This is a genomic window from Mucilaginibacter sp. P4_C11 (assembly GCF_056402115.1).
The window spans coordinates 112,240-133,985 of record NZ_JBFUIA010000002.1 but is presented as its reverse complement, the minus strand read 5'-3'; the positions used below and the strand labels follow the sequence as shown (position 1 = coordinate 133,985).

General features: G+C 43.1%; 23 protein-coding genes. 19 read left to right on the top strand and 4 right to left on the bottom strand.

What is annotated here, in order from left to right:
• The first annotated feature begins 40 nt into the window (after positions 1-40).
• Positions 41-508: an IS200/IS605 family transposase gene (gene tnpA / locus AC1DU2_RS02450; RefSeq protein WP_477382614.1), complete on the top strand. Its 468-nt coding sequence runs from the start codon at positions 41-43 to the stop codon at positions 506-508.
• Between the two features lie 308 nt (positions 509-816).
• Here tnpA and AC1DU2_RS02445 read toward each other — a convergent pair whose 3' ends face one another.
• Together AC1DU2_RS02445 and AC1DU2_RS02440 are read right to left on the bottom strand one after the other, a co-directional pair.
• The gene (locus AC1DU2_RS02445) at positions 817-1,299 is read right to left on the bottom strand and encodes a hypothetical protein (protein ID WP_477382613.1); all 483 of its coding nucleotides are present in this window, start codon (positions 1,297-1,299) and stop codon (positions 817-819) included.
• Positions 1,300-1,310: 11 nt separating this feature from the next.
• Positions 1,311-2,195, bottom strand: a complete 885-nt coding sequence (locus AC1DU2_RS02440) for a UbiA family prenyltransferase (RefSeq protein ID WP_477382611.1) — start codon at positions 2,193-2,195, stop codon at positions 1,311-1,313.
• 143 nt (positions 2,196-2,338) lie between these two features.
• Here AC1DU2_RS02440 and AC1DU2_RS02435 point away from each other — a divergent pair, with 143 nt between their 5' ends.
• The 8 genes from AC1DU2_RS02435 (at position 2,339) to AC1DU2_RS02400 (ending at position 9,489) form a co-directional block, all read left to right on the top strand.
• Entirely contained in the window at positions 2,339-2,869 is a 531-nt protein-coding gene (locus AC1DU2_RS02435) for a YceI family protein (RefSeq protein ID WP_477382609.1), read from the top strand.
• Positions 2,870-2,952: 83 nt separating this feature from the next.
• Complete coding sequence (locus AC1DU2_RS02430; RefSeq protein ID WP_477382607.1) at positions 2,953-4,065, top strand: type III polyketide synthase; 1,113 nt, start codon at positions 2,953-2,955, stop codon at positions 4,063-4,065.
• A 5-nt stretch (positions 4,066-4,070) separates the two neighbouring features.
• A complete protein-coding gene (locus AC1DU2_RS02425; protein WP_477382606.1) occupies positions 4,071-5,195 on the top strand; it encodes an NAD(P)/FAD-dependent oxidoreductase in 1,125 nt (374 codons plus the stop codon).
• A gap of 18 nt (positions 5,196-5,213) precedes the next feature.
• Positions 5,214-5,912: a methyltransferase domain-containing protein gene (locus AC1DU2_RS02420; RefSeq protein ID WP_477382604.1), complete on the top strand. Its 699-nt coding sequence runs from the start codon at positions 5,214-5,216 to the stop codon at positions 5,910-5,912.
• A 9-nt stretch (positions 5,913-5,921) separates the two neighbouring features.
• Entirely contained in the window at positions 5,922-6,986 is a 1,065-nt protein-coding gene (locus AC1DU2_RS02415; RefSeq protein WP_090638707.1) for a sensor histidine kinase, read from the top strand.
• 47 nt (positions 6,987-7,033) lie between these two features.
• Positions 7,034-7,684: a DUF47 domain-containing protein gene (locus AC1DU2_RS02410; protein WP_439695592.1), complete on the top strand. Its 651-nt coding sequence runs from the start codon at positions 7,034-7,036 to the stop codon at positions 7,682-7,684.
• 20 nt (positions 7,685-7,704) lie between these two features.
• The gene (locus tag AC1DU2_RS02405; RefSeq protein ID WP_477365657.1) at positions 7,705-8,715 is read left to right on the top strand and encodes an inorganic phosphate transporter; all 1,011 of its coding nucleotides are present in this window, start codon (positions 7,705-7,707) and stop codon (positions 8,713-8,715) included.
• A gap of 42 nt (positions 8,716-8,757) precedes the next feature.
• Entirely contained in the window at positions 8,758-9,489 is a 732-nt protein-coding gene (locus AC1DU2_RS02400; protein ID WP_477382603.1) for a DUF4197 domain-containing protein, read from the top strand.
• Positions 9,490-9,637: 148 nt separating this feature from the next.
• Here AC1DU2_RS02400 and porX read toward each other — a convergent pair whose 3' ends face one another.
• Positions 9,638-11,191, bottom strand: coding sequence for a T9SS response regulator signal transducer PorX (gene porX / locus AC1DU2_RS02395; protein ID WP_477382602.1), 1,554 nt, complete (start codon positions 11,189-11,191; stop codon positions 9,638-9,640).
• 272 nt (positions 11,192-11,463) lie between these two features.
• Between porX and AC1DU2_RS02390 the strand changes: the two genes are divergently transcribed.
• The 9 genes from AC1DU2_RS02390 (at position 11,464) to AC1DU2_RS02350 (ending at position 20,118) form a co-directional block, all read left to right on the top strand.
• Positions 11,464-12,699, top strand: coding sequence for an HD domain-containing protein (locus AC1DU2_RS02390; RefSeq protein WP_477382601.1), 1,236 nt, complete (start codon positions 11,464-11,466; stop codon positions 12,697-12,699).
• Between the two features lie 145 nt (positions 12,700-12,844).
• The gene (gene lpxD, locus AC1DU2_RS02385; protein WP_477382600.1) at positions 12,845-13,888 is read left to right on the top strand and encodes a UDP-3-O-(3-hydroxymyristoyl)glucosamine N-acyltransferase; all 1,044 of its coding nucleotides are present in this window, start codon (positions 12,845-12,847) and stop codon (positions 13,886-13,888) included.
• Positions 13,889-14,015: 127 nt separating this feature from the next.
• Positions 14,016-15,422, top strand: a complete 1,407-nt coding sequence (locus AC1DU2_RS02380; protein WP_147054530.1) for a bifunctional UDP-3-O-[3-hydroxymyristoyl] N-acetylglucosamine deacetylase/3-hydroxyacyl-ACP dehydratase — start codon at positions 14,016-14,018, stop codon at positions 15,420-15,422.
• Positions 15,419-16,204: an acyl-ACP--UDP-N-acetylglucosamine O-acyltransferase gene (gene lpxA, locus AC1DU2_RS02375; protein ID WP_090638506.1), complete on the top strand. Its 786-nt coding sequence runs from the start codon at positions 15,419-15,421 to the stop codon at positions 16,202-16,204. The genes AC1DU2_RS02380 and lpxA overlap by 4 nt, the downstream gene beginning before the upstream one ends.
• 131 nt (positions 16,205-16,335) lie before the next feature.
• Entirely contained in the window at positions 16,336-16,956 is a 621-nt protein-coding gene (locus tag AC1DU2_RS02370; RefSeq protein WP_477382599.1) for an ABC transporter ATP-binding protein, read from the top strand.
• A 506-nt stretch (positions 16,957-17,462) separates the two neighbouring features.
• Complete coding sequence (locus tag AC1DU2_RS02365) at positions 17,463-18,506, top strand: NAD(P)-dependent alcohol dehydrogenase (protein WP_477382597.1); 1,044 nt, start codon at positions 17,463-17,465, stop codon at positions 18,504-18,506.
• A gap of 263 nt (positions 18,507-18,769) precedes the next feature.
• Positions 18,770-19,333 carry an RNA polymerase sigma factor gene (locus AC1DU2_RS02360; protein ID WP_477382596.1) on the top strand — a complete coding sequence of 188 codons (564 nt, stop codon included), beginning with the start codon at positions 18,770-18,772 and terminating at the stop codon, positions 19,331-19,333.
• Positions 19,334-19,376: 43 nt separating this feature from the next.
• Positions 19,377-19,868 (top strand): hypothetical protein, encoded by a 492-nt coding sequence (locus AC1DU2_RS02355; RefSeq protein ID WP_477382595.1) that lies wholly within the window; start codon positions 19,377-19,379, stop codon positions 19,866-19,868.
• A gap of 4 nt (positions 19,869-19,872) precedes the next feature.
• Positions 19,873-20,118, top strand: coding sequence for a hypothetical protein (locus AC1DU2_RS02350; protein WP_477382594.1), 246 nt, complete (start codon positions 19,873-19,875; stop codon positions 20,116-20,118).
• Between the two features lie 20 nt (positions 20,119-20,138).
• Here the strand turns inward: AC1DU2_RS02350 and AC1DU2_RS02345 are convergent, their stop codons facing one another.
• Positions 20,139-20,912 (bottom strand): MerR family transcriptional regulator, encoded by a 774-nt coding sequence (locus tag AC1DU2_RS02345; protein ID WP_477382593.1) that lies wholly within the window; start codon positions 20,910-20,912, stop codon positions 20,139-20,141.
• Between the two features lie 252 nt (positions 20,913-21,164).
• Here AC1DU2_RS02345 and rplS point away from each other — a divergent pair, with 252 nt between their 5' ends.
• Positions 21,165-21,512 carry a 50S ribosomal protein L19 gene (gene rplS / locus AC1DU2_RS02340; RefSeq protein ID WP_090651474.1) on the top strand — a complete coding sequence of 116 codons (348 nt, stop codon included), beginning with the start codon at positions 21,165-21,167 and terminating at the stop codon, positions 21,510-21,512.
• The last annotated feature ends 234 nt before the right edge of the window (positions 21,513-21,746 follow it).

Sequence of the window (21,746 nt, the reverse complement as noted above, 5' to 3'; positions counted from 1 at the left end):
TTGTATTTGAAAAAAGTCCGATACAACATTAAATTTGACTATGCCTAATACTTACACTCAATTATACATTCACTTCGTCTTCGCTGCAAAATTCAGAATGTCCGTTATTCAGACCGAATGGGAAGATGATTTGCATCGCTACATTACAGGTATCGTCCAAAACAATGGGCACAAGTTATTGGCGATAAATTCGGCGACAGATCATACTCATCTTTTCATTGGTCTTAATCCTAAACAGTCTATATCCGAGATAATGCGCCTTGTAAAAGGTGATAGTTCTGAAATGGTAAATAAGCAGGGATTTACTAACCGGAAATTTCAATGGCAGGAGGGATATGGAGCATTTAGCAACAGTAAATCTCAAATTGATTCGGTGGTCAAGTATATTTTTGCCCAAAAAGAACACCACCAAAAGAAATCGTTTAGGGATGAGTATATTGATATGTTAAAAAAGCACGGCATCGAATACGATGAAAGGTACATATTTCACGATCTGTTAGACGATTAGCACTGTTGGATCAGGTAGCCTCTACGAGGCAAAAATATCTTGTGACGTTTTTCTACAAATAGGTTATCCCTACGGGATAGATTTGCATCGTTTTGTTAGGTTAGCAGGGAATATAAAATTGTATTAACATTGGGTTTAACAACGTTGATACTGATTGTTTCGTAGCTGTTACCTAATATTGGATATTACAAGTCTAATTATCTACGGGGATTGCGCCGTAGGCGCTACCAATTTGTAGAAAAAACAAGGAAATAGTTTTTGCTCTGTAGAAGCTACCTGATTACCAACAATTTCGACAACGTATCAAACTAATCATACCTGTACTTAAAATAATAATCCCGTATCGTGATGCTCATTTGTTCGGCATCGCCGGCAATTAAAATGCCCGCTATCGAAATTCCGCTGGCTATATACCCGTAGTAAATCCTGACTACGGGGTTTTTTATTTGGGGCCAGTTACGCCACGTTTTTCTAAGCGACATTTTTAACCCCTGTACCTTATCTACACTTTCAATATCACGCCAGGCAATGGTATAGCCGTTTTTCCCGATAAAAATAAATTCGCGGGTGATTATTATTGCGGGAGTGCCTCTTAGCACATCATAAATGTGCCGGATAAAAAACATCAGGAAATAATCGACAACCAGCACCAATATTATCGCGCCCTGGTAATCTTTATAAATCAAAAGCTTATTAAAAACCGAATTTACCGGTTGGCTCATTAAAAGCACAAACAGTACCATGGGCAAAATGAAGTATGGATTGTATTTATAAATTCGCATCCCATCCATATCTCAACCTTTTAACTCATCAGCGCCAGGGTGCCAAAGTAAACCAGCATACAACCCGAGCTTAAAAAGTTCATGCGCATGGCGTTTTTAAAATCGGCATTAGCAGTCGATTTTCCTACTTTGTAAAACCAGTAGTTGAAAAATAGAAATATGGGCAGCGCGCATACCAGGAAAAAGTAAAAGTTGGCCATTTTGCCCTCCAGATGCCAATAATAAAATGAGCAGGCTATCCCCAGTGAAAACATAGCGCCCGAAAAAATGAAAGACCCCTTGTAGCCCAATAATAAACTGATGGTTTTGTCGCCACGGCGGCTGTCTTCTTCGTGCTGGTAAACCTGGGTGAGCGGGTAGGATGCGCCTATCAAACACGAGCAAATTGCCCCGGCTATTATAAACCCGGTATCCCAATGCCTGAACAGGCTAAGCCCGCTTAATGCCGAATAGGTGACATAATAAATAAAGCATCCCTGAAAAATAAACACCGTTAAAAAACTGATAATGGCGTACTTTTTTAAGCGTGTAGCCGAATGGCTATACAATTTAGACATGATGCCATAAATAAGCACCGCCACCGCAAACTCCCAGCTAATTAAAAAACCCAGGCCAAAGGCCAGCGCTTCCAACAGGATAGAAAAATAATACAGGCTGATATCAACCTCGGGCGGTTTTTCCAACAGGCCAATGCTATCCTCGTCCTTATCAAAATAACTGTTATACCCGTTACTTGCCGGGAACGCCAGAAAATGCCAGATAAAAAATATAAGCACAGCCTGCCCCGGCTGTACAAATGTAGCCTGGCTAAAAGCAAACAGGTAAACAGGCAACAAAAAAACAGAGAAAACAAAACGCATGTGGGCCCAGGCCGATGGTGTGGGGATTAATTGTTTCAATTTCATGCGGGCATATTTATATCCATAGGTAAAAGCAACCAATACTATTTGTTGAAACGTATTAAACCTGCAGCAGGTTGCTTAATCTTACTAATGTAAAAATTAGTTACAGATAAATTATTATGTTTGAAAATCACCTTAGCAGCAGTATGACCAGGAAACTATTTAGCATTGCAATTTTATTTTTTTTAGCAGCAAACACGTTTGCGCAAAATAAAGTAACCAAATCGGCGGTTACTTTCAAAATCAAAAATCTGGGCTTTAATGTCGAAGGCTCTTTTGGGGGCTTTAACGCCGACATTAATTTTAAGCCAACCAGCCTCGCAGCAAGTTCAATTGAAGCTTCTGTGGCATCAAACACAGTTAATACCGATAATGAAAGCCGCGATAACCACCTGAAGAGCGAAGACTACTTTGATGCGGCTAAATATCCAAAGATCATTTTAAAGTCAGTTTCATTTAAACATAAAAGCGGAAACAACTATACCGGCAGTTTTAACGTAACTATCAGAGACAAAACAAAACTGATAGAAATACCTTTTACGTATGTTGAAGCAGGTAGCAGTGCCACGTTTAAAGGCGGCTTCCAGGTTTTAAGGACAGATTTTGGCGTTGGCGGTAAAAACGTAATTTTATCCAACGAGGCCAATGTTTCGATAGAAACCGAGATCAGCAAGTAAAGTCGTTAAGTCTTAAGTCGAAAGCTCTAAGTCGAAAGAGACTTACGACTTAGAACTTCAGACTTAAATAAAGCTAAATATAAATGGAGAGTTGCATCAGTGCCATCGGGATAGCAAATCCCCATAACCGGATAGCCCAGCAGGATATTTACCATTTTATGGTGAATGCTTTTGGGTTGGATTCAACTAACGCCGCACGTCTAAAAAGCATTTACGATAATTCTGGTATCGATTATCGCTACTCCGTGATCCCGGATTTTGGCGAAACCGATCCATCCAACTATACTTTTTTTGATACATCCGGAAGCTTTACCCCTTTTCCGGATACCCGCAAACGCTTAAAACTTTACCAGGACGAGGCTATAGCTATAGCTGTAAATGCAGTTAAAAACTGCCTCGCCGGTTTTGGGCCCGATGTTATAAAACAGATTACCCATTTGGTTACCATAAGCTGTACCGGCATGCATGCCCCCGGCATTGATATTGAACTGGTAGAAAAACTGGAGCTTAACCGCGATACCGAACGTACCTGTATCAATTTTATGGGTTGCTATGGGGCCATAAACGGCCTTAAAGTGGCAGATTATATTTGCCGTGCCAACCCCGAAGCCAAGGTTTTGGTAGTAAGCGTGGAGTTATGCACCCTCCATTTTCAAAAAGATAATACGCTGGACAACTGGGTGGCCAACTCTTTGTTTTCAGACGGGGCAGCTGCGGTACTGGTAGAGAATACTTCGCAACGCATGGGGACTGGCGCCACCCTCACCTTAAAAAACTTTTACTCGGAATTTGTGACAGAAGCCCGCGACGATATGGGCTGGTATGTAGGCAATACAGGGTTCGAGATGAAACTAACGTCACGGGTGTCAAAGCAAATCAAAAAAAACATTAAGGCTTTAACAGGCCGCTTTTTGCAAAAGGCAAAACTTAATGCAAATGAAATAACCGCCTATGCAGTACACCCGGGCGGCCGTAAAATACTGGAAGCTGTAGAGGAAGCGCTGGAACTGCCGGAAGAGAGCAATGCTTTTGCCTATGAAACGCTGCAGCAGTATGGTAATATGTCATCAGCCACCATCCTGTTTGTACTACAAAAAATGCTTAAGGCCGAAAGTTTGATTGATCAAAAGATCATGAGTTTTGCTTTTGGGCCCGGGCTAACGGTTGAGGGTATGATATTGGAAATGTCTTGCTAAAGCCTATGAACGATGTAATTATAGTTGGCGGCGGCCTTGCGGGATTATTTAACGCAATATTATTAAACCGCGCCGGGCTTAAGGTTACCCTCATCGAAAAAAAAACATACCCCATGCACCGGGTATGTGGCGAATACATCTCTAACGAAGTAATCCCGTTTTTAAATACTTTAGATATCAACCTCGATCAACTGAATGTTGCCCGCATTAACAGGTTGGAGGTTACCGCTGCCTCGGGCGTTAAATTTGCTCAAAAGCTTGATTTGGGCGGCTTCGGGTTAAGCAGATATACCCTCGACAATTTTTTATACCATAAAGCGACAATAGAAGGCGTAAATTTTATGACGGGTACAAGGGTGGAGGATGTACGCTACACCGGCAATCAGTTTGAGGTGGTTACGCCCGGCGAAGTATTAACAGCCCCGCTGGTAATAGGCTCGTTCGGCAAACGGTCAAACCTCGATCAAAAATTGAAGCGGCCCTTCTTTTATAAACGCAGCCCCTACCTGGCCGTAAAATTCCATATAAAAATGGATTTGCCGCAGGATCTTATCCAGCTTAATAACTATAAAGATGGTTATTGCGGCGTGAGCAAAACCGATGGCGACAGATATTGCATGTGCTACATGGCGCACCGCGATGACCTACGCAAATACGGCAGCCTGCAAGGGTTAGAAGAAAACGTTATCCGCAAAAATCCATATCTCGACGATATATTTGCCAATGCCGAGTTTTTACTGGATAAGCCCGAGGTAATTAACGAGATCTCTTTTGAAAAAAAAGCCCCGGTTGATAACCATATTTTAATGAGCGGCGATACCGCCGGGATGATAGCGCCATTATGCGGTAACGGCATGACCATGGCTATTCACTCGGCCAAAATCCTGTCAGAAAAAATTATCAGCCATTACAAAACCGGCAAATTTTATGAAAATAACCGCATAGCTTTAGAGGCCGATTATACCGATGCCTGGAACCGGCAATTTGCGCAGCGGTTATGGGTAGGCCGGCAATTGCAGCGCCTGTTTGGCAATAACAACACAACCGCCCTTACACTTCGCCTGTTAAACGGCTTGCAGCCATTATCCAGGTACCTGATTAGTAAAACTCACGGAAAACCTTTTTCATAAGGTTATTGTATTGATACCATGCCCAATTTAAAACACCGCGCCTTTGATGCCGAAATCATGGACGACCTAAACTTGCCCGACAGCGAGATAGCCCCTGTGTTGGAAGGCCTGGGCAAAGTAAATTCATGGTTTGGCGGGCATAAGGAAGCAATAACCGCTTTAAAAAACTTCCCGGTAAAGCAAGGATATTACATATGCGACTGGGGCTGTGGCGGCGGCGATACGCTGGTTTCCATTGCCAAATGGGCAACGCAACAGCAAATGGCCCTAAAACTTACCGGTATTGATGCTGCCCCTGCGGCTATAAACTATGCGCACAATGCTTCCAAAACGTTTGCCAATATTAGCTATGTGCAGGCCGATGTAATAAACGATACCCATCTTTTAGGCAGGCACGATATCATTATCAGCAACTTGTTTACGCATCATTTTGACGACGAACATTGGATCACGATGATTAAAAATATGTATGCATCGGCCCAAAAGGGAATAATTATTACCGATTTGCACCGCCATTGGGCGCTGTATTATGCGGTTATTTTCATTACACACGTTTTAACCCGCAATAAAATGGTACGCTACGATGGGCCACTATCAGTAAAGAGGGGTTTTAAAAAACAGGAATTATTAACACTGCTAAAAAAAGCACAAATTGATAACTTTAAATTAACATGGAAGTGGCCTTTCCGCTGGGCTTTAGTGATCTATAAATTGTAGCTTTACGCTATGAATTTGCGTGTACTGGTTTTAATTACCGCAACCGGGGTTGCCATAACCCTATCGGCGGTTAACTTTTATTTTCAGCATAAATGGTATGATGTGATGGTTACTTTCACCATTACCATAGCGGTAAGCTACTTTGTATTTTACTACCTGATAGAAAAGTATATTTACTCGCGCATCAAACTTATTTATAAACTCATCCACAATTTAAAACTGGGCCGCGATTTGCGCGATGCCCTGGGCGAACATGTAACCGCCAACCCCATTGACGATGTGGAGCAGGAGGTAAAAGAATGGGCAAAACAAAAAAAATCAGAGATTGACGACCTGCGCAAGCAGGAAAAATTTCGCCGCGATTTTTTATCCAATATCTCGCATGAGTTTAAAACCCCGCTTTTTGCCATACAGGGATACATTGAAGCATTGCAGGATGACGACATGGAAGACCGCGAGATGGCGCGTCAGTTCCTGGAAAAAGCCTCTAAAAATGTGGATAGGTTAAGCTACCTTATTAAGGACCTGGATGAGATCTCGAAGCTGGAATCGGGCGAGATACCCATCAATTACAGCAAGTTCAAGATCAACGACCTGATTAAAGAGGTTTTTGAATCGCTCGAGATAAAAGGCAAGCAATACAAAATTAAGCTGATTTTTAAGCAGAAATATGATGAAGGCATCATTGTATATGCCGACAGGGAAAAAATAAGGCAGGTATTGGTTAACCTGATTGATAACTCATTTAAGTACGGTAAAGAAGAAGGAAGCACATCATTAAGCCTTTTTGTACTTGACGACCAGGTTTTGGTTGAAGTTACCGACGATGGCATTGGCATTGAAGAAAAGTTTTTACCGCGCCTGTTCGAGCGCTTTTACCGCACAGATACCAGCCGGTCGCGCCAAATTGGGGGCTCTGGATTAGGCCTGGCCATTGTAAAACACATTATTGAGGCGCACCAGCAAACCATTAATGTGCGCAGTACCGAGGGGTTGGGATCAACTTTTGGCTTTACTTTGCAAAGAGCGAAACAAACTTTACCTTTCCCCAATATACCAGTGTTAAAAAGTTAACATTAATTTAACATAGCAACCGTACCTTTACACCAATTTTAAGCATCATGTCATTAAACAGCATTTTCCAATACTTTGTACCTAAGGACAAAAAAATATTTTTTCCTTTATTTGAGCAGGCAGCAAACAATGTAGTAGCAATGGCTACTATTTTGGTAGAGGCTGTTAACTCCAATAACTCCACCACCCGCGAAGAGCTGTTTAAACAAATTGACAAGCTTGAAAACAAAGGCGATGAATTTACCCACCAGATATACCTGGAACTGGGCAAAAACTTTATTACCCCTTTTGACCGCGAAGACATCCACGCATTAGCTACAGCTATTGATGATGTTGCCGATTACATCCAAGGCGCTGCCAACCGCATGAGCCTTTACCGGATAGATGATTTTAATGAGCATATCCGTAAACTATCTGACCTGATCCTCCAGGCAAGCATCGACCTGGAAAAAGCAGTACGCGAATTAAAAGACCTGCGCAACGTGCGCAACATTGCCGATTCGTGCATCAGGATAAACAGCGTGGAAAACCAGGCCGATTATGTATTTGACCGCGCCGTGGCCGATTTGTTCCTTTACGAGAAAGACGCTATCCGCCTGATAAAATATAAAGAAATCCTTGCCGCCCTTGAAACCGCAACAGATATGTGCGAAGATGCGGCCAATGTAATGGAATCTATTTTAGTTAAAAACGCTTAAGCATACCTAATCATCACTAAATGGTTACCTCCCTACTTGTTGTTATAGTTTTACTTGCACTCGTTTTTGATTACACCAACGGTTTTCATGATGCTGCCAACTCTATTGCAACCATCGTATCAACAAAAGTACTTACGCCTTTTCAGGCTGTATTGCTTGCCGCTGTATTTAACTTTGCCGCGTACTTTTTTATAAAAGACCATAAGGTGGCCAATACGGTATCAAAAATTGTATTGGAACATTATGTTACCCTGCACGTAATATTGGCCGGTTTAGTAGCCGCTATATCCTGGAATTTAATTACCTGGTGGTTTGGTATCCCTTCAAGTTCATCGCATACGCTAATTGGCGGCTTTGCCGGCGCGGGTATGACCAATGCTATTTACATGGGTGCCAATGCGCTACACGCCATCGAGATGCAGTATGTGCTTAAAATCATCGCTTATATTGTTTTGGCGCCCTTTATAGGTTTACTTATAGCCTATGTGGTAACTATACTGATACTAAACATCTGTAAACGCGCAAAGCCTGCTACTGCCGAGCGTTGGTTTAAAAGACTGCAATTGGTATCGGCAGCGGCTTTAAGCTTTGCACACGGTGGTAATGATGCCCAAAAGGTAATGGGTATATTATATGTAACCTTAATTGCGGGCAAAGTAATTCATGCAGGCGCACCTATGCCAGATTGGATTCCGTTGGCTTGTTATACCGCTATAGCGGCAGGTACCATGAGCGGTGGCTGGAAAATTGTTAAAACCATGGGCTCAAAAATAACCAAGGTAACCCCGCTGGAAGGTGTAAGTGCCGAAACAGCAGGTGCCATTACCCTGTTCATTACCGAAAGGTTTGGTATCCCGGTTTCTACCACGCATACCATCACGGGCTCTATCATTGGGGTTGGTTTAACTAAACGTGTATCTGCTGTACGCTGGGGTGTAACCATTAACCTTATCTGGGCCTGGATTATCACCATTCCAATTTCTGCTTTAATTGCAGCAGGCGTATTTGCCCTGTTAAAAGTGTTGGGATAATTTACTGGTAGTTGGCTCTATTTTTGCTAATTTTAGGCCACTATGAAAAAACAGATATTAATCCTTACAGCACTGCTGTCTTTTATAACTTTAAGCAGCTGCGATACACTGAACCAGGTGGCACAAGCCGCAACAACCAGTACGCAGGGAACACCTACTACGTTTGAGATAGGTAACGGCCTTAAGCAGGCCCTTGAGATAGGTACCGGCAAAAGCTCGGATAAGCTATCGGCAATAGATGGTTTTTTAAAGAACGCCGAAGTTAAAATACTTTTCCCGCCCGAAGCACAAAAAGCAGAAAAAACATTGCGCAGCATAGGTTTGGGCAGCCTTTGCGATAACGTGATAACTTCCCTTAACCATGCTGCCGAAGATGCCGCTGTAAAGGCTAAACCCATATTTATTGGCGCCATAAAGCAAATGACCCTACAGGATGTTACCAACATTTTGTTGGGCAGCCAGGATGCAGCAACCCAATACTTTAAAAAAACTACAACTTTACAATTGGCCGGCCAGTTTAAACCCGTAATTCAGGCAAGCTTAAACAAAGTTGGCGCTACAAAATATTATACCGATGCTGCGCAGGCTTACAACAAAGTTCCTTTTGTATCAAAAATAAACCCGGATATTACCGACTATGTAACCCAGAAAGCTATTGACGGCTTATTTGTAGAGATAGCAAAAGAGGAATTAAACATTCGCCAAAACCTGGGCGCGCGTACAACACCATTACTGCAAAAGGTATTCTCTTTTGCTGATAAGCAAAAGAAATAGCCCCCCAGCCCCCTGAAGGGGGAGTTTTTGATTTGCAAATGGGGGATATGCAAACTTTAAAAAACAAACGGCCTGTCAGATTTCCTGGCAGGCCGTTTGTTTTTAAGTCTCCCCTTCAGGGGAGATTTAGAGGGGATTGGGGGGCTCCCTACTTCGGCCCGTAAGTTACTATCGGTATAATCATTTCCTCCAACGAGATGCCCCCGTGCTGGAAGGTCTCATTATAAAAATTAACAAAATGATTATAATTATTCGGGTATACAAAATAGCTATCCTCCTTGGCAAACACAAAGCTCGAGCTTAAGTGCAATTTGGGCAACATCGCATCGTGCGGGTTGCGGATGTGGAATACCTCCTTAGCGTTATAGTTCAGGTTTTTGCCTTGTTTGTAACGTAAGTTGGTATTGGTATTCCTATCGCCCACAATTTTACTTGGGTTTTTTACGCGGATGGTGCCATGGTCGGTCGTGATTACTACGCGCACCTGTTTCTGAGCCAAAAACTTCAACAGATCAAACAGGGGCGAGTGCTCAAACCACGAGAGTGTTAATGAACGGTAAGCCGCATCATCACTTGCCAGCTCGCGAATCATCTGCATATCGGTACGGGCGTGCGATAGCATATCCACAAAGTTGTAAACAACCACATTCAGTTCGTTGTTCATCAGGTTGCTAACCGACTCATTCAATGCACGGCCTTCATCAATATTCAGAATTTTATGGTACGAGTATTTGCAGTCGCGGCGTAACACACGTTTCAAATGATCGGCAACAAATTCCGATTCGTAAAGGTTTTTACCACCTTCATCCTCGTCATTTTGCCACATTTGCGGGTAACGTTTTTCCATATCCAAAGGCATAAGGCCGCTAAAAATGGAGTTACGGGCGTATTGCGTTGCTGTAGGTAAAATACTGTAGTAAGTATCTTCTTCCTCCATCCTGAAATATTCGGAGATGATAGGGTTGATAATCTTAAACTGATCGTACCGCAGGTTATCTATCAATATAAAAAACAGCGGCCCTTTGCCATCCATTTTAGGGAACACCTTCTTTTTAAACAATTGCGGAGAACTTGTAGGCGCCGAATCGGGATTTTTTATCCAGTTTAAATAGTTGCGTTCAATAAATTTGCAAAACTGCATGTTGGCTTCGGCCTTTTGCATGGTCAAAATTTCGTGCATGCCGGCATCTTCCAGTTTCTCCAGTTCCAACTCCCAATAAATGAGTTTTTTGTACACGTCAACCCATTCCTGGTGGCTCAGGTTATCGTTCAACGTCATCCCCAGTGTACGGAAGTCCATTTGGTAGGCCATGGTAGTTTTTTCGGTTACCAGGCGCTTATTTTCCGTTAGTTTTTTAATGGTAAGCAATATCTGTTTTGGGTGCACCGGCTTTATCAGGTAATCATCTATTTTTGAGCCGATGGCATCCTCCATCAAATATTCTTCTTCGTTTTTGGTTATCAGCACAATAGGTACATCATTATTGATGTTTTTTATTTGCTGCAGTGTTTCTAACCCGGTAAGGCCCGGCATATTCTCATCTAAAAAAACAAGGTCGAAGTAGCCGCCTTTAAAAGCGTCAACGGCATCATTGCCGTTAGTGACAGTCGTAATTTTATAACCTTTTTCACTTAAGAATAATACATGTGGTCGTAACAGGTCAATTTCGTCATCAGCCCATAAAATGGTGGTATCTTGCATAGTATCTGGATTAAAAATATTCTGAATCAGAATTTTCAGGATTTGAGAATTTTCAGAATTGTTGAATTTGGCGAATAAGATTAAGTTAAGTCAAATATCCTGTTTTTAATCAGTTATATTCTGTTAATTCTTAAATTCTGGCAATTCTGATTCAGACAGTAAACCCCAAAGGGACGCTTTTGTTGTTGATTAGTAAAGGTATTAACAAAATTTAACAAACATCACCGGCTTATTTTACCTTTGTTTTACATTTTTGCACTTTACTTAATCCATTGAACAAAAAGAAAATAATAAACGATCCGGTTTACGGTTTTATCAGCATTCCAACCGAACTGATATTTGACCTGATTGAACACCCTTACTTTCAACGGTTAAGGTACATTAAGCAATTAGGGATGACGCACCTGGTTTATCCCGGAGCGCTGCACACCCGTTTCCATCATGCCATTGGCGCCATGTACCTGATGGATACTGCCATTGAAACCCTGCGTAACAAGGGCCACAACATAAGCGACGAAGAGGAAGAGGCCGTTACCATTGCTATATTGCTGCACGATATTGGCCATGGTCCATTCTCGCACGCCCTGGAGCGCACCATTATTGAGGGGATTGACCATGAGGATATTTCATCTATGCTGATGAGCAAACTCAACGAGCAATTTGATGGCCGCTTAGCCATGGCCATAAGTATTTTTAACAATACTTTTCCGCGCAAATTCCTGCATCAGCTGGTATCAAGCCAGTTGGATATGGACAGGCTGGATTACCTCAACCGCGATAGCTTTTTTACAGGCGTATCCGAAGGGGTGATCAGTTCCGAACGGATCATCAAAATGCTGAACGTTAAAGACGATCATATTGTAGTTGACGCTAAAGGCATTTACTCGATAGAGAAATTTTTGATTGCCCGCAGGCTCATGTACTGGCAGGTTTACCTGCATAAAACCGTAATTGCCGGTGAAGAATTGTTGGTTAAGATATTTAAACGCTGCCGCGAGCTTACCCTGAAAGGCGAAGACCTTTTTGCTACACCTGCGTTAAAGCATTTTATAAAAGGAGGCATCAGCAGAGATGCCTTCATGAACCAGGACCATCACCTGGAAACTTTTGCGAGTTTGGATGATACCGATATTATGGCAGCCGTAAAAGTTTGGGCCGGGCATACCGATTTTATACTATCAACGCTATCGCAAAACCTGGTTCAACGTAAGTTGTATCATGTAGATATCAGTAACAAACGCCCTGACAAGGAGTTTGTAAACTCCCTTATAAAAAAGGCGATGAAAAAATACAGTATAAGCGAGCAGGATGCCGGATACTTTGTTTTTACCACATCCATACGTAATAATGCCTATACCGCCGGCGATGGCAACATAGGCATATTGATGAAGGATGGCCATGTACATGACATTACAACGGCCAGCGATAACTCCAATTTGGAGGCATTAGCAAAAACCGTAAAAAAATACATACTTTGCTATAGTAAAAATTTAGTATCAAGTAGTTAGTATCAAGTATCAAGATTTTTGGCTTTCGGAGAATAATTCTGTTGTCGAGTCATGTTTTTTGGCTCTTGATTCTCAACCCGAGTTCCTCGCAGCTATCTTGATACTAATTAATTTGCTGCTTTAATTATAACATTTAAATTTGTCGATGCAATTTACTGCCCAGGATATAAGTTTTCTGCTTAACGGAACGGTGGAAGGTGACCCTTCGGTTACTGTTAACCAGTTAGCTAAAATAGAAGAAGGCGCCGCCGGCAGCCTTTCTTTTTTGGCCAACCCTAAATATGAGCAGTATTTATATACTACCAATGCCTCTGTAGTTATTGTTAATAACGATTTACAGCTTACCGGCCCTCTAACGGCCACACTTATCCGGGTAGAGAATGCCTACAGCGCGTTTTCGGTATTGTTGGAGAAGTACAACACTTTTAAGCTTAACAAAAAAGGTATCGAGCAACCTTGCTTTATACACCCAACAGCCCAAATTGGCTCCGAGCCTTATATAGGGGCATTTGCCTACATCGGCCTTAACGCAAAAATTGGCGATAACTGCAAAATTTATCCCAATGTCAACATATCAGATAATGTAACTATTGGCAACAACGTTACCTTATTTTCGGGCGTTACGGTTTATTTTGATTGTGTGATAGGTGATAATGTTATAGTACACTCTGGCGCCGTTATTGGAAGCGATGGTTTTGGGTTTGCTCCTAATCCTGATGGCAGTTACACTAAAGTAGCCCAGATAGGTAATGTTATCCTGGAAGACAACGTTGAGGTTGGCTCAAATACCACTATCGACAGAGCAACCATGGGATCGACGGTGATACGCAAAGGTGTAAAACTGGATAACCTGATACAGATAGCCCATAATGTGGAGATAGGTGCAAATACTGTAATTGCAGCACAAACCGGCGTTTCGGGTAGTACCAAAATAGGCGAAAATGTGATATTAGGCGGACAGGTAGGGCTGGTGGGGCATATCAGTATTGCAAACCGTACACAGGTACAGGCACAATCGGGCATTAGCCGTAACATAACCGACGAGGGAAAAAAATGGGCGGGCAGCCCGGCTACCCTTTACAGCGCAAACATGCGCTCGAACGTAGTAATAAACCGCCTGCCCGAATTGGAGAAAAGAATAAACGAATTAGAAAAAATAATCGCCGAATTAAAGAAGGACGTTCATTAGTTCAGTAACCGTTCATTGGTTCATTAGTTCAAGGTTCATTGGTCTTTTGCGCAGGCAAATAATGAACTTAACTAATAAACTATTCACCAATGAACAAATGAACCAGTGAACCAATGAACTAAAAGAAATGAATGTAAAACAAAGAACCATTAAATCACCTGTATCGGTTTCGGGTACCGGCCTGCATACCGGCCAAAGGGTAACCATGACCTTTAACCCGGCACCCGAAAACCATGGGTATAAATTCAGGAGGATTGATATACCAGGCTCGCCAATAATTGATGCCGATGTTGATAATGTAACCGATACATCGCGCGGTACCACCATTTCGCAAAATGGGGCTACTGTTAATACTGTTGAGCATGTACTGGCTGCTTTGGTAGGTATGGAGATTGATAATGTACTGATAGATATGGATGGCCCCGAAACGCCGATTATGGATGGCAGTTCTATCCAGTTTGTTGACATTATAACCGAAACAGGGTTTACCGAGCAGGATGCCGACCGCGAATATTACCATATACCTTACAATATCCATTACTCGGAGCCCGACCGTAAGGTAGAAATGGTTGCCATGCCTTTAGACGATTACCGTTTTACCTGTATGGTTGATTACAACTCGCAGGTATTGGGTAGCCAGCATGCCAGTATCTCGAGCATTACCGAGTTTAAAAAGGAAATAGCATCATGCCGTACCTTTTGCTTTTTGCACGAGCTTGAAATGCTGTTAAAGCACGACCTGATAAAAGGCGGCGATTTAAACAACGCCATTGTAGTTGTTGATAAAGAAGTAGACGAAGAAGAACTTGCCCACCTGGCCAAGCTATTTAACCGCAAGGATATCAGTGTAGCCCCGCAGGGTATTTTAAACAATGCCGAACTACGCCACCAAAACGAGCCCGCCAGGCACAAACTGCTGGATATGATTGGCGATTTGGCGCTGGTAGGGGTGCCGCTTAAAGGGCATATTATGGCTGCCCGCCCCGGTCATGCTGCTAACGTGGCCTTTGCCAAAAAAATAAAAACCCTGATTAAAAAGGAAAAAAGCCGTAAACAAGTTAAAGTTTACGATGCCAATGCTAAACCGGTGTATGATACCGTTGAGATTATGGGCCTGCTGCCACACAGGCAACCTTTTTTAATGATTGATAAGATATTGGAGCTAACCAAAAGCCACGTGGTGGGTGCTAAAAACGTAACCATAAACGAGGAGTTTTTTAAAGGACACTTCCCAGGCGCGCCAATATTTCCGGGTGTGTTGCAAATTGAGGGTATGGTACAAACGGGCGGTATATTGGTGTTAAACACTGTACCCGATCCTGAAAATTACCTGACCTTGTTTTTAAAGATCGAAAATGCGCGCTTTAAAAGTAAAGTAGTGCCCGGCGATACAATTATTTACATTTGCGATCTGCTGGCGCCAATTCGCCGTGGTATTGCAACCATGAAGGGTGTTGGTATGGTAGGTAACCGGGTTGTTGTTGAGGCCGAGTTAATGGCACAAATTGTAAAAGTAAAAGGAAACGAAGCATGATCCAGCCTTTAGCATATATACACCCACAGGCAAAAATTGCCGATAACGTGGTGATTGAACCCTTTGTTACCATCCACAAGGACGTTGAAATTGGCGAGGGTACCTGGATCGGTTCCAACTCCGTAATTATGGACGGAGCCCGCATAGGTAAAAACTGTCGTATTTTTCCAGGTGCCGTAGTATCCGCTCCCCCACAGGATTTAAAGTACAAAGGTGAGCAAAGCACGGTTTCCATTGGCGATAATACCACCATCCGCGAATGCGTAACCCTTAACCGCGGTACTGCTTTAGATAAAAACACCACCACTATAGGCAGCAACTGCCTGCTTATGGCCTATGTACACGTAGCGCATGATTGTGTTATTGGCGATAACGTAATTATAGCCAATGCGGTACAATTGGCAGGGCACATTAATGTGTACGATTATGCTTTCATCGGCGGATCATCAGCTGTGCACCAGTTTGTTGAGATTGGTGCGCATAGCATGATCTCGGGAGGTTCATTGGTACGTAAGGATGTACCGCCGTTTACCAAAGCCGGCCGCGAACCGTTATCATACGTGGGTATCAACTCGGTAGGCCTACGCCGCAGGGGCTTTTCAGCTGCGACTATAGCCGAGATACAGGAGATTTACCGAATACTGTTCCTGAAAAAATATAACGTAAGCAAGGCGCTTGATATCATCGAAGCCGAGTTTACCCCAAGCGTTGAACGCGACGAGATCATCAACTTCCTGCAAAACTCGCAAAGAGGTATCATGAAGGGGTTTGGGAATTCTTAATTGGTTCGGGTTGCGGGGTTCGAGTTGTGAGGCAAAGGTTGCGGGTTAGCAATTAACACGAATCCCGCAACTCGAACCCCGCAACGCCAAGCTCACAACACTCAACTCGAACCCCGCAACACCAACCACATATGACCATCACCCTCAACAACATCGGCCGCCGCTTTAACCGCGACTGGATTTTCAGGGGGGTTGATCATACGTTCACTCCCGGCGAATCATACGCTATTCTTGGTCCTAATGGGTCAGGCAAATCTACTTTACTACAGGTTTTAAACGGGAGCCTGTCGCCCTCTATCGGTACAATAAACTATACCTACCAGGATAAACCTATCGAAATTTCGCAGGTATTTAACTACCTGAGCCTGGCCGCACCATATTTAGAGGTAATTGAGGAGTTTACGCTGAGTGAAATGATCGATTTTCATTTCAAATTTAAAAACTACAAACAGGGGCTTGATAAAAAGCAGCTGATTGAGTTGTTGAATCTGCCCAAAAGCGAACATAAGCTTATTCGTTACTTTTCATCGGGCATGAAACAGCGCCTCAAACTTATCCTGGCCTTTTGCTCCGATACGCCCATGCTGATGCTTGATGAGCCCACATCAAACCTCGACACCCAGGGTGTTGATTGGTATTTAAGCCTTGTCGAGCGTTTTGCTACCGGCCGGCTCACCATCATTTGCTCCAACCAGGAGCATGAGTATGGCTTTTGTAAGCATAGGCTAAGTATCTCGGATTATAAGAGTTAGATAAACCCGCTACCCAAAAGTAGCGTCATTGGTTCGTATCTTATAATGACATCATTGTAAATTATTGATTATCAATATTGTTTTTTAATATAGAGACGCATAATTGCGTCTTCCGCATGCAAATCACACATGCAAATCGGCCTTGCAATCGCACCTTGCAAATCCTGAATGTCCTGCGGGAGACGCAATTATGCGTCTCTACAACAACCCCATTTGCAGCAATGTCATTTCTGTTTTTTCCAGCCTAAGCTGATGGTTACCCGCAATGGCGGTGGTTTAGGACTTTCGTTTAACTATATGCGTTGCGCGTCATAACATTTTTTTCAGGTTTTACCTGATAGATACTCGACGGTCAATTTATTGCATGGGTTTTTCAGGGGGAAAGGAGATGGCCCTAAACATATTTTTGTCATAATGCTATAACTACTTTAATAAATCTCAAATCTCCTATCTAACATCTCAAATCTATTCCCGTACCTTTAGGTAATCAAAAATAACAACTACTTATGATACCAGTTAAAGGATACGCGGCGCAATCGCCAACTACCAATCTTGCCCCATGGGATTTTGAGCGTCGCGAGGTTGGGCCTCATGATGTGCAATTTGATATTTTATTTTGCGGTGTTTGCCACAGCGATTTGCACCAGATTAAAAATGATTGGTTCCCGGGTATTTTCCCGATGGTGCCAGGTCATGAAATTGTTGGCCGGGTTGTAAAAGTTGGCGATCATGTAAAAAACTTCAAAGTTGGCGATTTAGCAGGAACAGGCTGCCTGGTTGACTCATGCCGTGTGTGCGAAAACTGCAAACAGGATTTGGAGCAATACTGCCTAAACGGGAGCTCGCAAACATATAACGGCCTGGAGCAAGACCATAAAACACCAACTTACGGCGGTTACTCAAACAGCATTGTGGTTAACGAAGATTTTGTACTGCATATTTCTGACAAACTTGACCTTGCCGCAACTGCGCCCTTGCTGTGCGCCGGTATAACCACTTACTCGCCGTTAAGGCATTGGAAAGTTGGTAAAGGCCACAAACTGGCTGTTTTAGGTTTAGGTGGATTGGGCCATATGGGGGTTAAATTTGGTGTTGCCTTTGGTGCCGAAGTTAGCGTTTTGAGTACATCGCCAGCGAAAGAAGCCGATGCCAGGGCATTAGGAGCACATCACTTTGTTGTAACCAGCGACCCAAAACAAATTGAAGCTGCCAAAAACTCTTTCGATTTTATTTTGGATACAGTATCGGCACCGCATGATTTTAACATGTACCTATCGTTGCTGCGCACCAATGGAGTACATATCTGCGTAGGTGTACCCCCAGAGCCCGCCAGTGTGCAGGCCTTTAGCCTGTTGGGTGGCCGTAAAAGCCTTGCCGGATCGGGTATTGGCGGCTTAGCCGAAACCCAGGAAATGCTTGATTTTTGCGCCGAACACGGAATTGTTTCAGATATTGAAATGATAGACATTAAAGATATTGATACCGCTTATGCCCGCATGGAAAAGGGCGATGTAAGGTATCGTTTCGTGATTGATATAGCTACGCTGTAGGTTCGGGATAAGTTCTTCTGCTGTCGGATGAAGCAGGAGGAGGCTTATACACGTTGCTATGCAAAATGGCCCGCGAAATGAAGTGGGCACGAGGACTTTTAAGGTGGATAAGGACGAGTTTTTGAGTCTGGCCCTTATCCACCTTTCGGAACATCTTAATGACAGTCATATTCATCCACCCAATCAGCCAGCCACTATTACTATTTTCCCTAAATTAGATTGCAACCAAACCATGCCTTTTGCATTACAGGTATGTTGTAATCATGAACCCCAGCCAGGAAGCCCAGCTTATTGAACAATGCCGAACGGACGCGGCTGCTTTTGGGCAGGTGTTTGATGCTTGGTACAAACCTGTGTTTGGCTATATTATGCGCCGCACCGGCGACTATGATTTATCGAAAGACATTGCCGCCGAGACTTTTTTAAAAGCTTTTTTAAAAATCGGGGGCTTTCAATGGCGGGGCATCCGGCTATCGTCATGGCTTTACCGCATAGCAACCAACGAGCTTAACCAATATTACCGCAGCAGTAAGTACAAACCACAATCGTTACAGCAGCTGATGGAAAACCCCCAGATGGAGAAACTGCTGCATGAAAACGCTGCCGACGAACGGGAGATGATGGAGCAGGAGCTTAAAGCCTATGACGATTATAACCGGATACGCCAGAACCTGTTGAAGCTGAATATAAAATACCAGGAGGTAATATCGCTGCGCTATTTTGAGCAAAAAACCAATACCGAAATTGGCGAGATATTGGGCAAAAACGAAGGAACGATTAAGTCGCTGTTGTCGCGCGGATTAGAGAAATTAAGAAACATGTTGTAGCACTGCAACCAAATGGAGTTAACGCATTATAAGGGTAAGTAACATGAAAAATAACGACGAATTTTTAAAGCAAATGGAAAATTTAAAAGTACCGGATGTAAACCCTTCGCAGCATCAAAATACGGTAAAAATGGCCATCATGAATGCCAGCCGTTCGGCCGCCCTTGGGGTGTGGCTTATAGCAGTGCCTTGCTATTTTTTATTATGCGTGTTTATGTTTTATTTCTTCCATGCCCGTATGGGCTGGTTCGCCGCTATGTTTAGCCTGATGTCGGGATTGGCAAAAGTTCCCTTTATTGATTTCCTGGGCCCGGTAGTATTATTTGTACTGCCCATCGTTTGCATCATTATCAATGTGCTTTCCATACTGCACGTAGGTGTAAAAAACATCGATCCCGACAGGCGTAAGGTGAAAGAGGTGAGCATTACCATTAAAGTGAAGCTTTGGAACATAGTGCTCATCCTGATTAGCCTGGCTATTGTATTTGTTTTTATAAGTTATGTAATGACCGAAAGTATCTCCATTAAAAGTTAAGCACATGAAATTAAACTGGTTTACCCGTAAAGGAATTTTTTATTTGCCCGCCGCTGTTGCAGGCTGGCTTATATTCGCCATGGCATTTGCCTATGCTGTTTACACATTTATAGATATCGACAAACGCTCGCACTCGGTAAGCGATACGCTCATCAATTTTGTTTTTAACCTGCTCATCATCGGTCTGTTTTATACGGTGATAGCCTATTTTACCGAGAAAAGGCCGGCAACAGGGGCTCCGGAAGAATGATTCCGGATGCCCCCGCCTTTTTACTTCAATTTATTATCGGCAAAATATAACATGCCCTTGCGCATAAAAGCAGCAAATTCCGGATCGGGCTGGCCGTTGGTTGTGGTATACCTTTCGTCGGAAACATACAGCTCTGCAAGGCTTTTGTAGGTTTCGGCATTTAAATCGGTAGGATCTGTAACGCCCCAAAACGCGCGGATGTTGGCATAATGTCGGGCTATCTGCTCCTGTACCATATCATTTTGCGGGTCGGCGTGCCGCAATAGCTGCAATTGGGTGGCGATATCCTTTTGATCGGTCTTTAAGCGCCCGAGGTTTAGCTTAGGCTGCTCTATGAGGGCCTTTTCCGACCGTAGCACTATGTCTTCGCCCCACTTATCTATGGCTTCCTGGCGCCATGCGGCGGCTTGGTCTTTGGGCAGGCCTTCATAAAGTTCCTCTGCATTACTCATTGTTTTGTTTTTTAAGTTGATTAGTGTTTTGTCGATAGTTTTCAATAATACGTTAAGCCTGTCCCTGCGGCGTTCTAAAGCGATGTGGTGTTCTGCAAGCGCAATGGTTACATCAAAGCCGGGTGCGTTGAGTATAGTTGCAATTTCTTTTAGGGGAAAATCAAGCTCGCGGTAAAACAATATCTGCTGCAGGCGTAATAATTCATCGTCGCTATATTGACGATATCCCGCCTTGCTGCGCAGAGCAGGTTTAAGCAGGCCGATTTGGTCGTATAAATGCAGCGCCCGGATGCTTACCCCAGCCATGCAGGCAATTTGTTTTACTGAATATGGTTGCTTCATTGGTCTTTATTTGTGCGTTAATACAAAGCTATGGTATCACGCAGGGTAAGAGTCAAGAACTATTTTAAAATAATTCCAATATGCTATCCAACCACCCACATAATCAACCAAATCAATCATTATTCCCTGGTAGATTGTTAACAAATTACAAATTGTGGAAATTTTTAAAATAGGTTTTTATTTATCAAAAAAAAGCCCTATAATTGCAATCCGATTTTTACGGGCTAAAAATCGCTTTAAGAGCTAAAAATCATGGATTTAGTAAAATTTGTTGAAGAGCAATCAATAGAAAAAAGACAGTTTCCTTCCTTCAAGGCCGGTGATACTGTAAGTGTGCATTATAAAATCAGAGAAGGAAACAAAGAACGTATCCAGCTTTACCAGGGTGTTGTTATACAACGTAACAGCGCAGGTAACTCGGAAACATTCACTGTTCGTAAAGTTTCTAACGGTATAGGTGTTGAGCGTATCTTCCCTATTAACTCTCCAAACATTGATAAAATAGAGGTGAACAGCGTTGGTAAAGTGCGTCGCTCTAAATTATACTACCTGCGTGCCCTTACCGGTAAGGCAGCTCGTATCAAATCAAAAAGAGTTTAATTACCCTACCTCTTTTTTAAGAGGCATACACCAAAGCTTTCAAAAAAGGCCTTTTCTGATTCGTCGGGAAAGGCCTTTTTTATGGAAAAAATTGAGATTGGCAGGGTTGACCTTTGCACTCCAGTGCTGCCGAACTGTAAAAGTTCGCTAAATCATGAAGGGGAATGACGTCGTGAAAAGGGCTGTCATGGTGGGCCTGTCGAACCATAGTGGGCAAAGGCCTTTCCGCGCGCG

What these genes read in the sequence shown, in the direction of transcription:
- tnpA (WP_477382614.1), top strand. Translation starts at nt 41, where the DNA reads ATGCCTAATACTTACACTCAATTATACATTCACTTCGTCTTCGCTGCA.
- AC1DU2_RS02445 (WP_477382613.1), bottom strand. Translation starts at nt 1,299, where the DNA reads ATGGATGGGATGCGAATTTATAAATACAATCCATACTTCATTTTGCCC.
- AC1DU2_RS02440 (WP_477382611.1), bottom strand. Translation starts at nt 2,195, where the DNA reads ATGAAATTGAAACAATTAATCCCCACACCATCGGCCTGGGCCCACATG.
- AC1DU2_RS02435 (WP_477382609.1), top strand. Translation starts at nt 2,339, where the DNA reads ATGACCAGGAAACTATTTAGCATTGCAATTTTATTTTTTTTAGCAGCA.
- AC1DU2_RS02430 (WP_477382607.1), top strand. Translation starts at nt 2,953, where the DNA reads ATGGAGAGTTGCATCAGTGCCATCGGGATAGCAAATCCCCATAACCGG.
- AC1DU2_RS02425 (WP_477382606.1), top strand. Translation starts at nt 4,071, where the DNA reads ATGAACGATGTAATTATAGTTGGCGGCGGCCTTGCGGGATTATTTAAC.
- AC1DU2_RS02420 (WP_477382604.1), top strand. Translation starts at nt 5,214, where the DNA reads ATGCCCAATTTAAAACACCGCGCCTTTGATGCCGAAATCATGGACGAC.
- AC1DU2_RS02415 (WP_090638707.1), top strand. Translation starts at nt 5,922, where the DNA reads ATGAATTTGCGTGTACTGGTTTTAATTACCGCAACCGGGGTTGCCATA.
- AC1DU2_RS02410 (WP_439695592.1), top strand. Translation starts at nt 7,034, where the DNA reads ATGTCATTAAACAGCATTTTCCAATACTTTGTACCTAAGGACAAAAAA.
- AC1DU2_RS02405 (WP_477365657.1), top strand. Translation starts at nt 7,705, where the DNA reads ATGGTTACCTCCCTACTTGTTGTTATAGTTTTACTTGCACTCGTTTTT.
- AC1DU2_RS02400 (WP_477382603.1), top strand. Translation starts at nt 8,758, where the DNA reads ATGAAAAAACAGATATTAATCCTTACAGCACTGCTGTCTTTTATAACT.
- porX (WP_477382602.1), bottom strand. Translation starts at nt 11,191, where the DNA reads ATGCAAGATACCACCATTTTATGGGCTGATGACGAAATTGACCTGTTA.
- lpxD (WP_477382600.1), top strand. Translation starts at nt 12,845, where the DNA reads ATGCAATTTACTGCCCAGGATATAAGTTTTCTGCTTAACGGAACGGTG.
- AC1DU2_RS02380 (WP_147054530.1), top strand. Translation starts at nt 14,016, where the DNA reads ATGAATGTAAAACAAAGAACCATTAAATCACCTGTATCGGTTTCGGGT.
- lpxA (WP_090638506.1), top strand. Translation starts at nt 15,419, where the DNA reads ATGATCCAGCCTTTAGCATATATACACCCACAGGCAAAAATTGCCGAT.
- AC1DU2_RS02370 (WP_477382599.1), top strand. Translation starts at nt 16,336, where the DNA reads ATGACCATCACCCTCAACAACATCGGCCGCCGCTTTAACCGCGACTGG.
- AC1DU2_RS02365 (WP_477382597.1), top strand. Translation starts at nt 17,463, where the DNA reads ATGATACCAGTTAAAGGATACGCGGCGCAATCGCCAACTACCAATCTT.
- AC1DU2_RS02360 (WP_477382596.1), top strand. Translation starts at nt 18,770, where the DNA reads ATGAACCCCAGCCAGGAAGCCCAGCTTATTGAACAATGCCGAACGGAC.
- AC1DU2_RS02355 (WP_477382595.1), top strand. Translation starts at nt 19,377, where the DNA reads ATGAAAAATAACGACGAATTTTTAAAGCAAATGGAAAATTTAAAAGTA.
- AC1DU2_RS02350 (WP_477382594.1), top strand. Translation starts at nt 19,873, where the DNA reads ATGAAATTAAACTGGTTTACCCGTAAAGGAATTTTTTATTTGCCCGCC.
- AC1DU2_RS02345 (WP_477382593.1), bottom strand. Translation starts at nt 20,912, where the DNA reads ATGAAGCAACCATATTCAGTAAAACAAATTGCCTGCATGGCTGGGGTA.
- rplS (WP_090651474.1), top strand. Translation starts at nt 21,165, where the DNA reads ATGGATTTAGTAAAATTTGTTGAAGAGCAATCAATAGAAAAAAGACAG.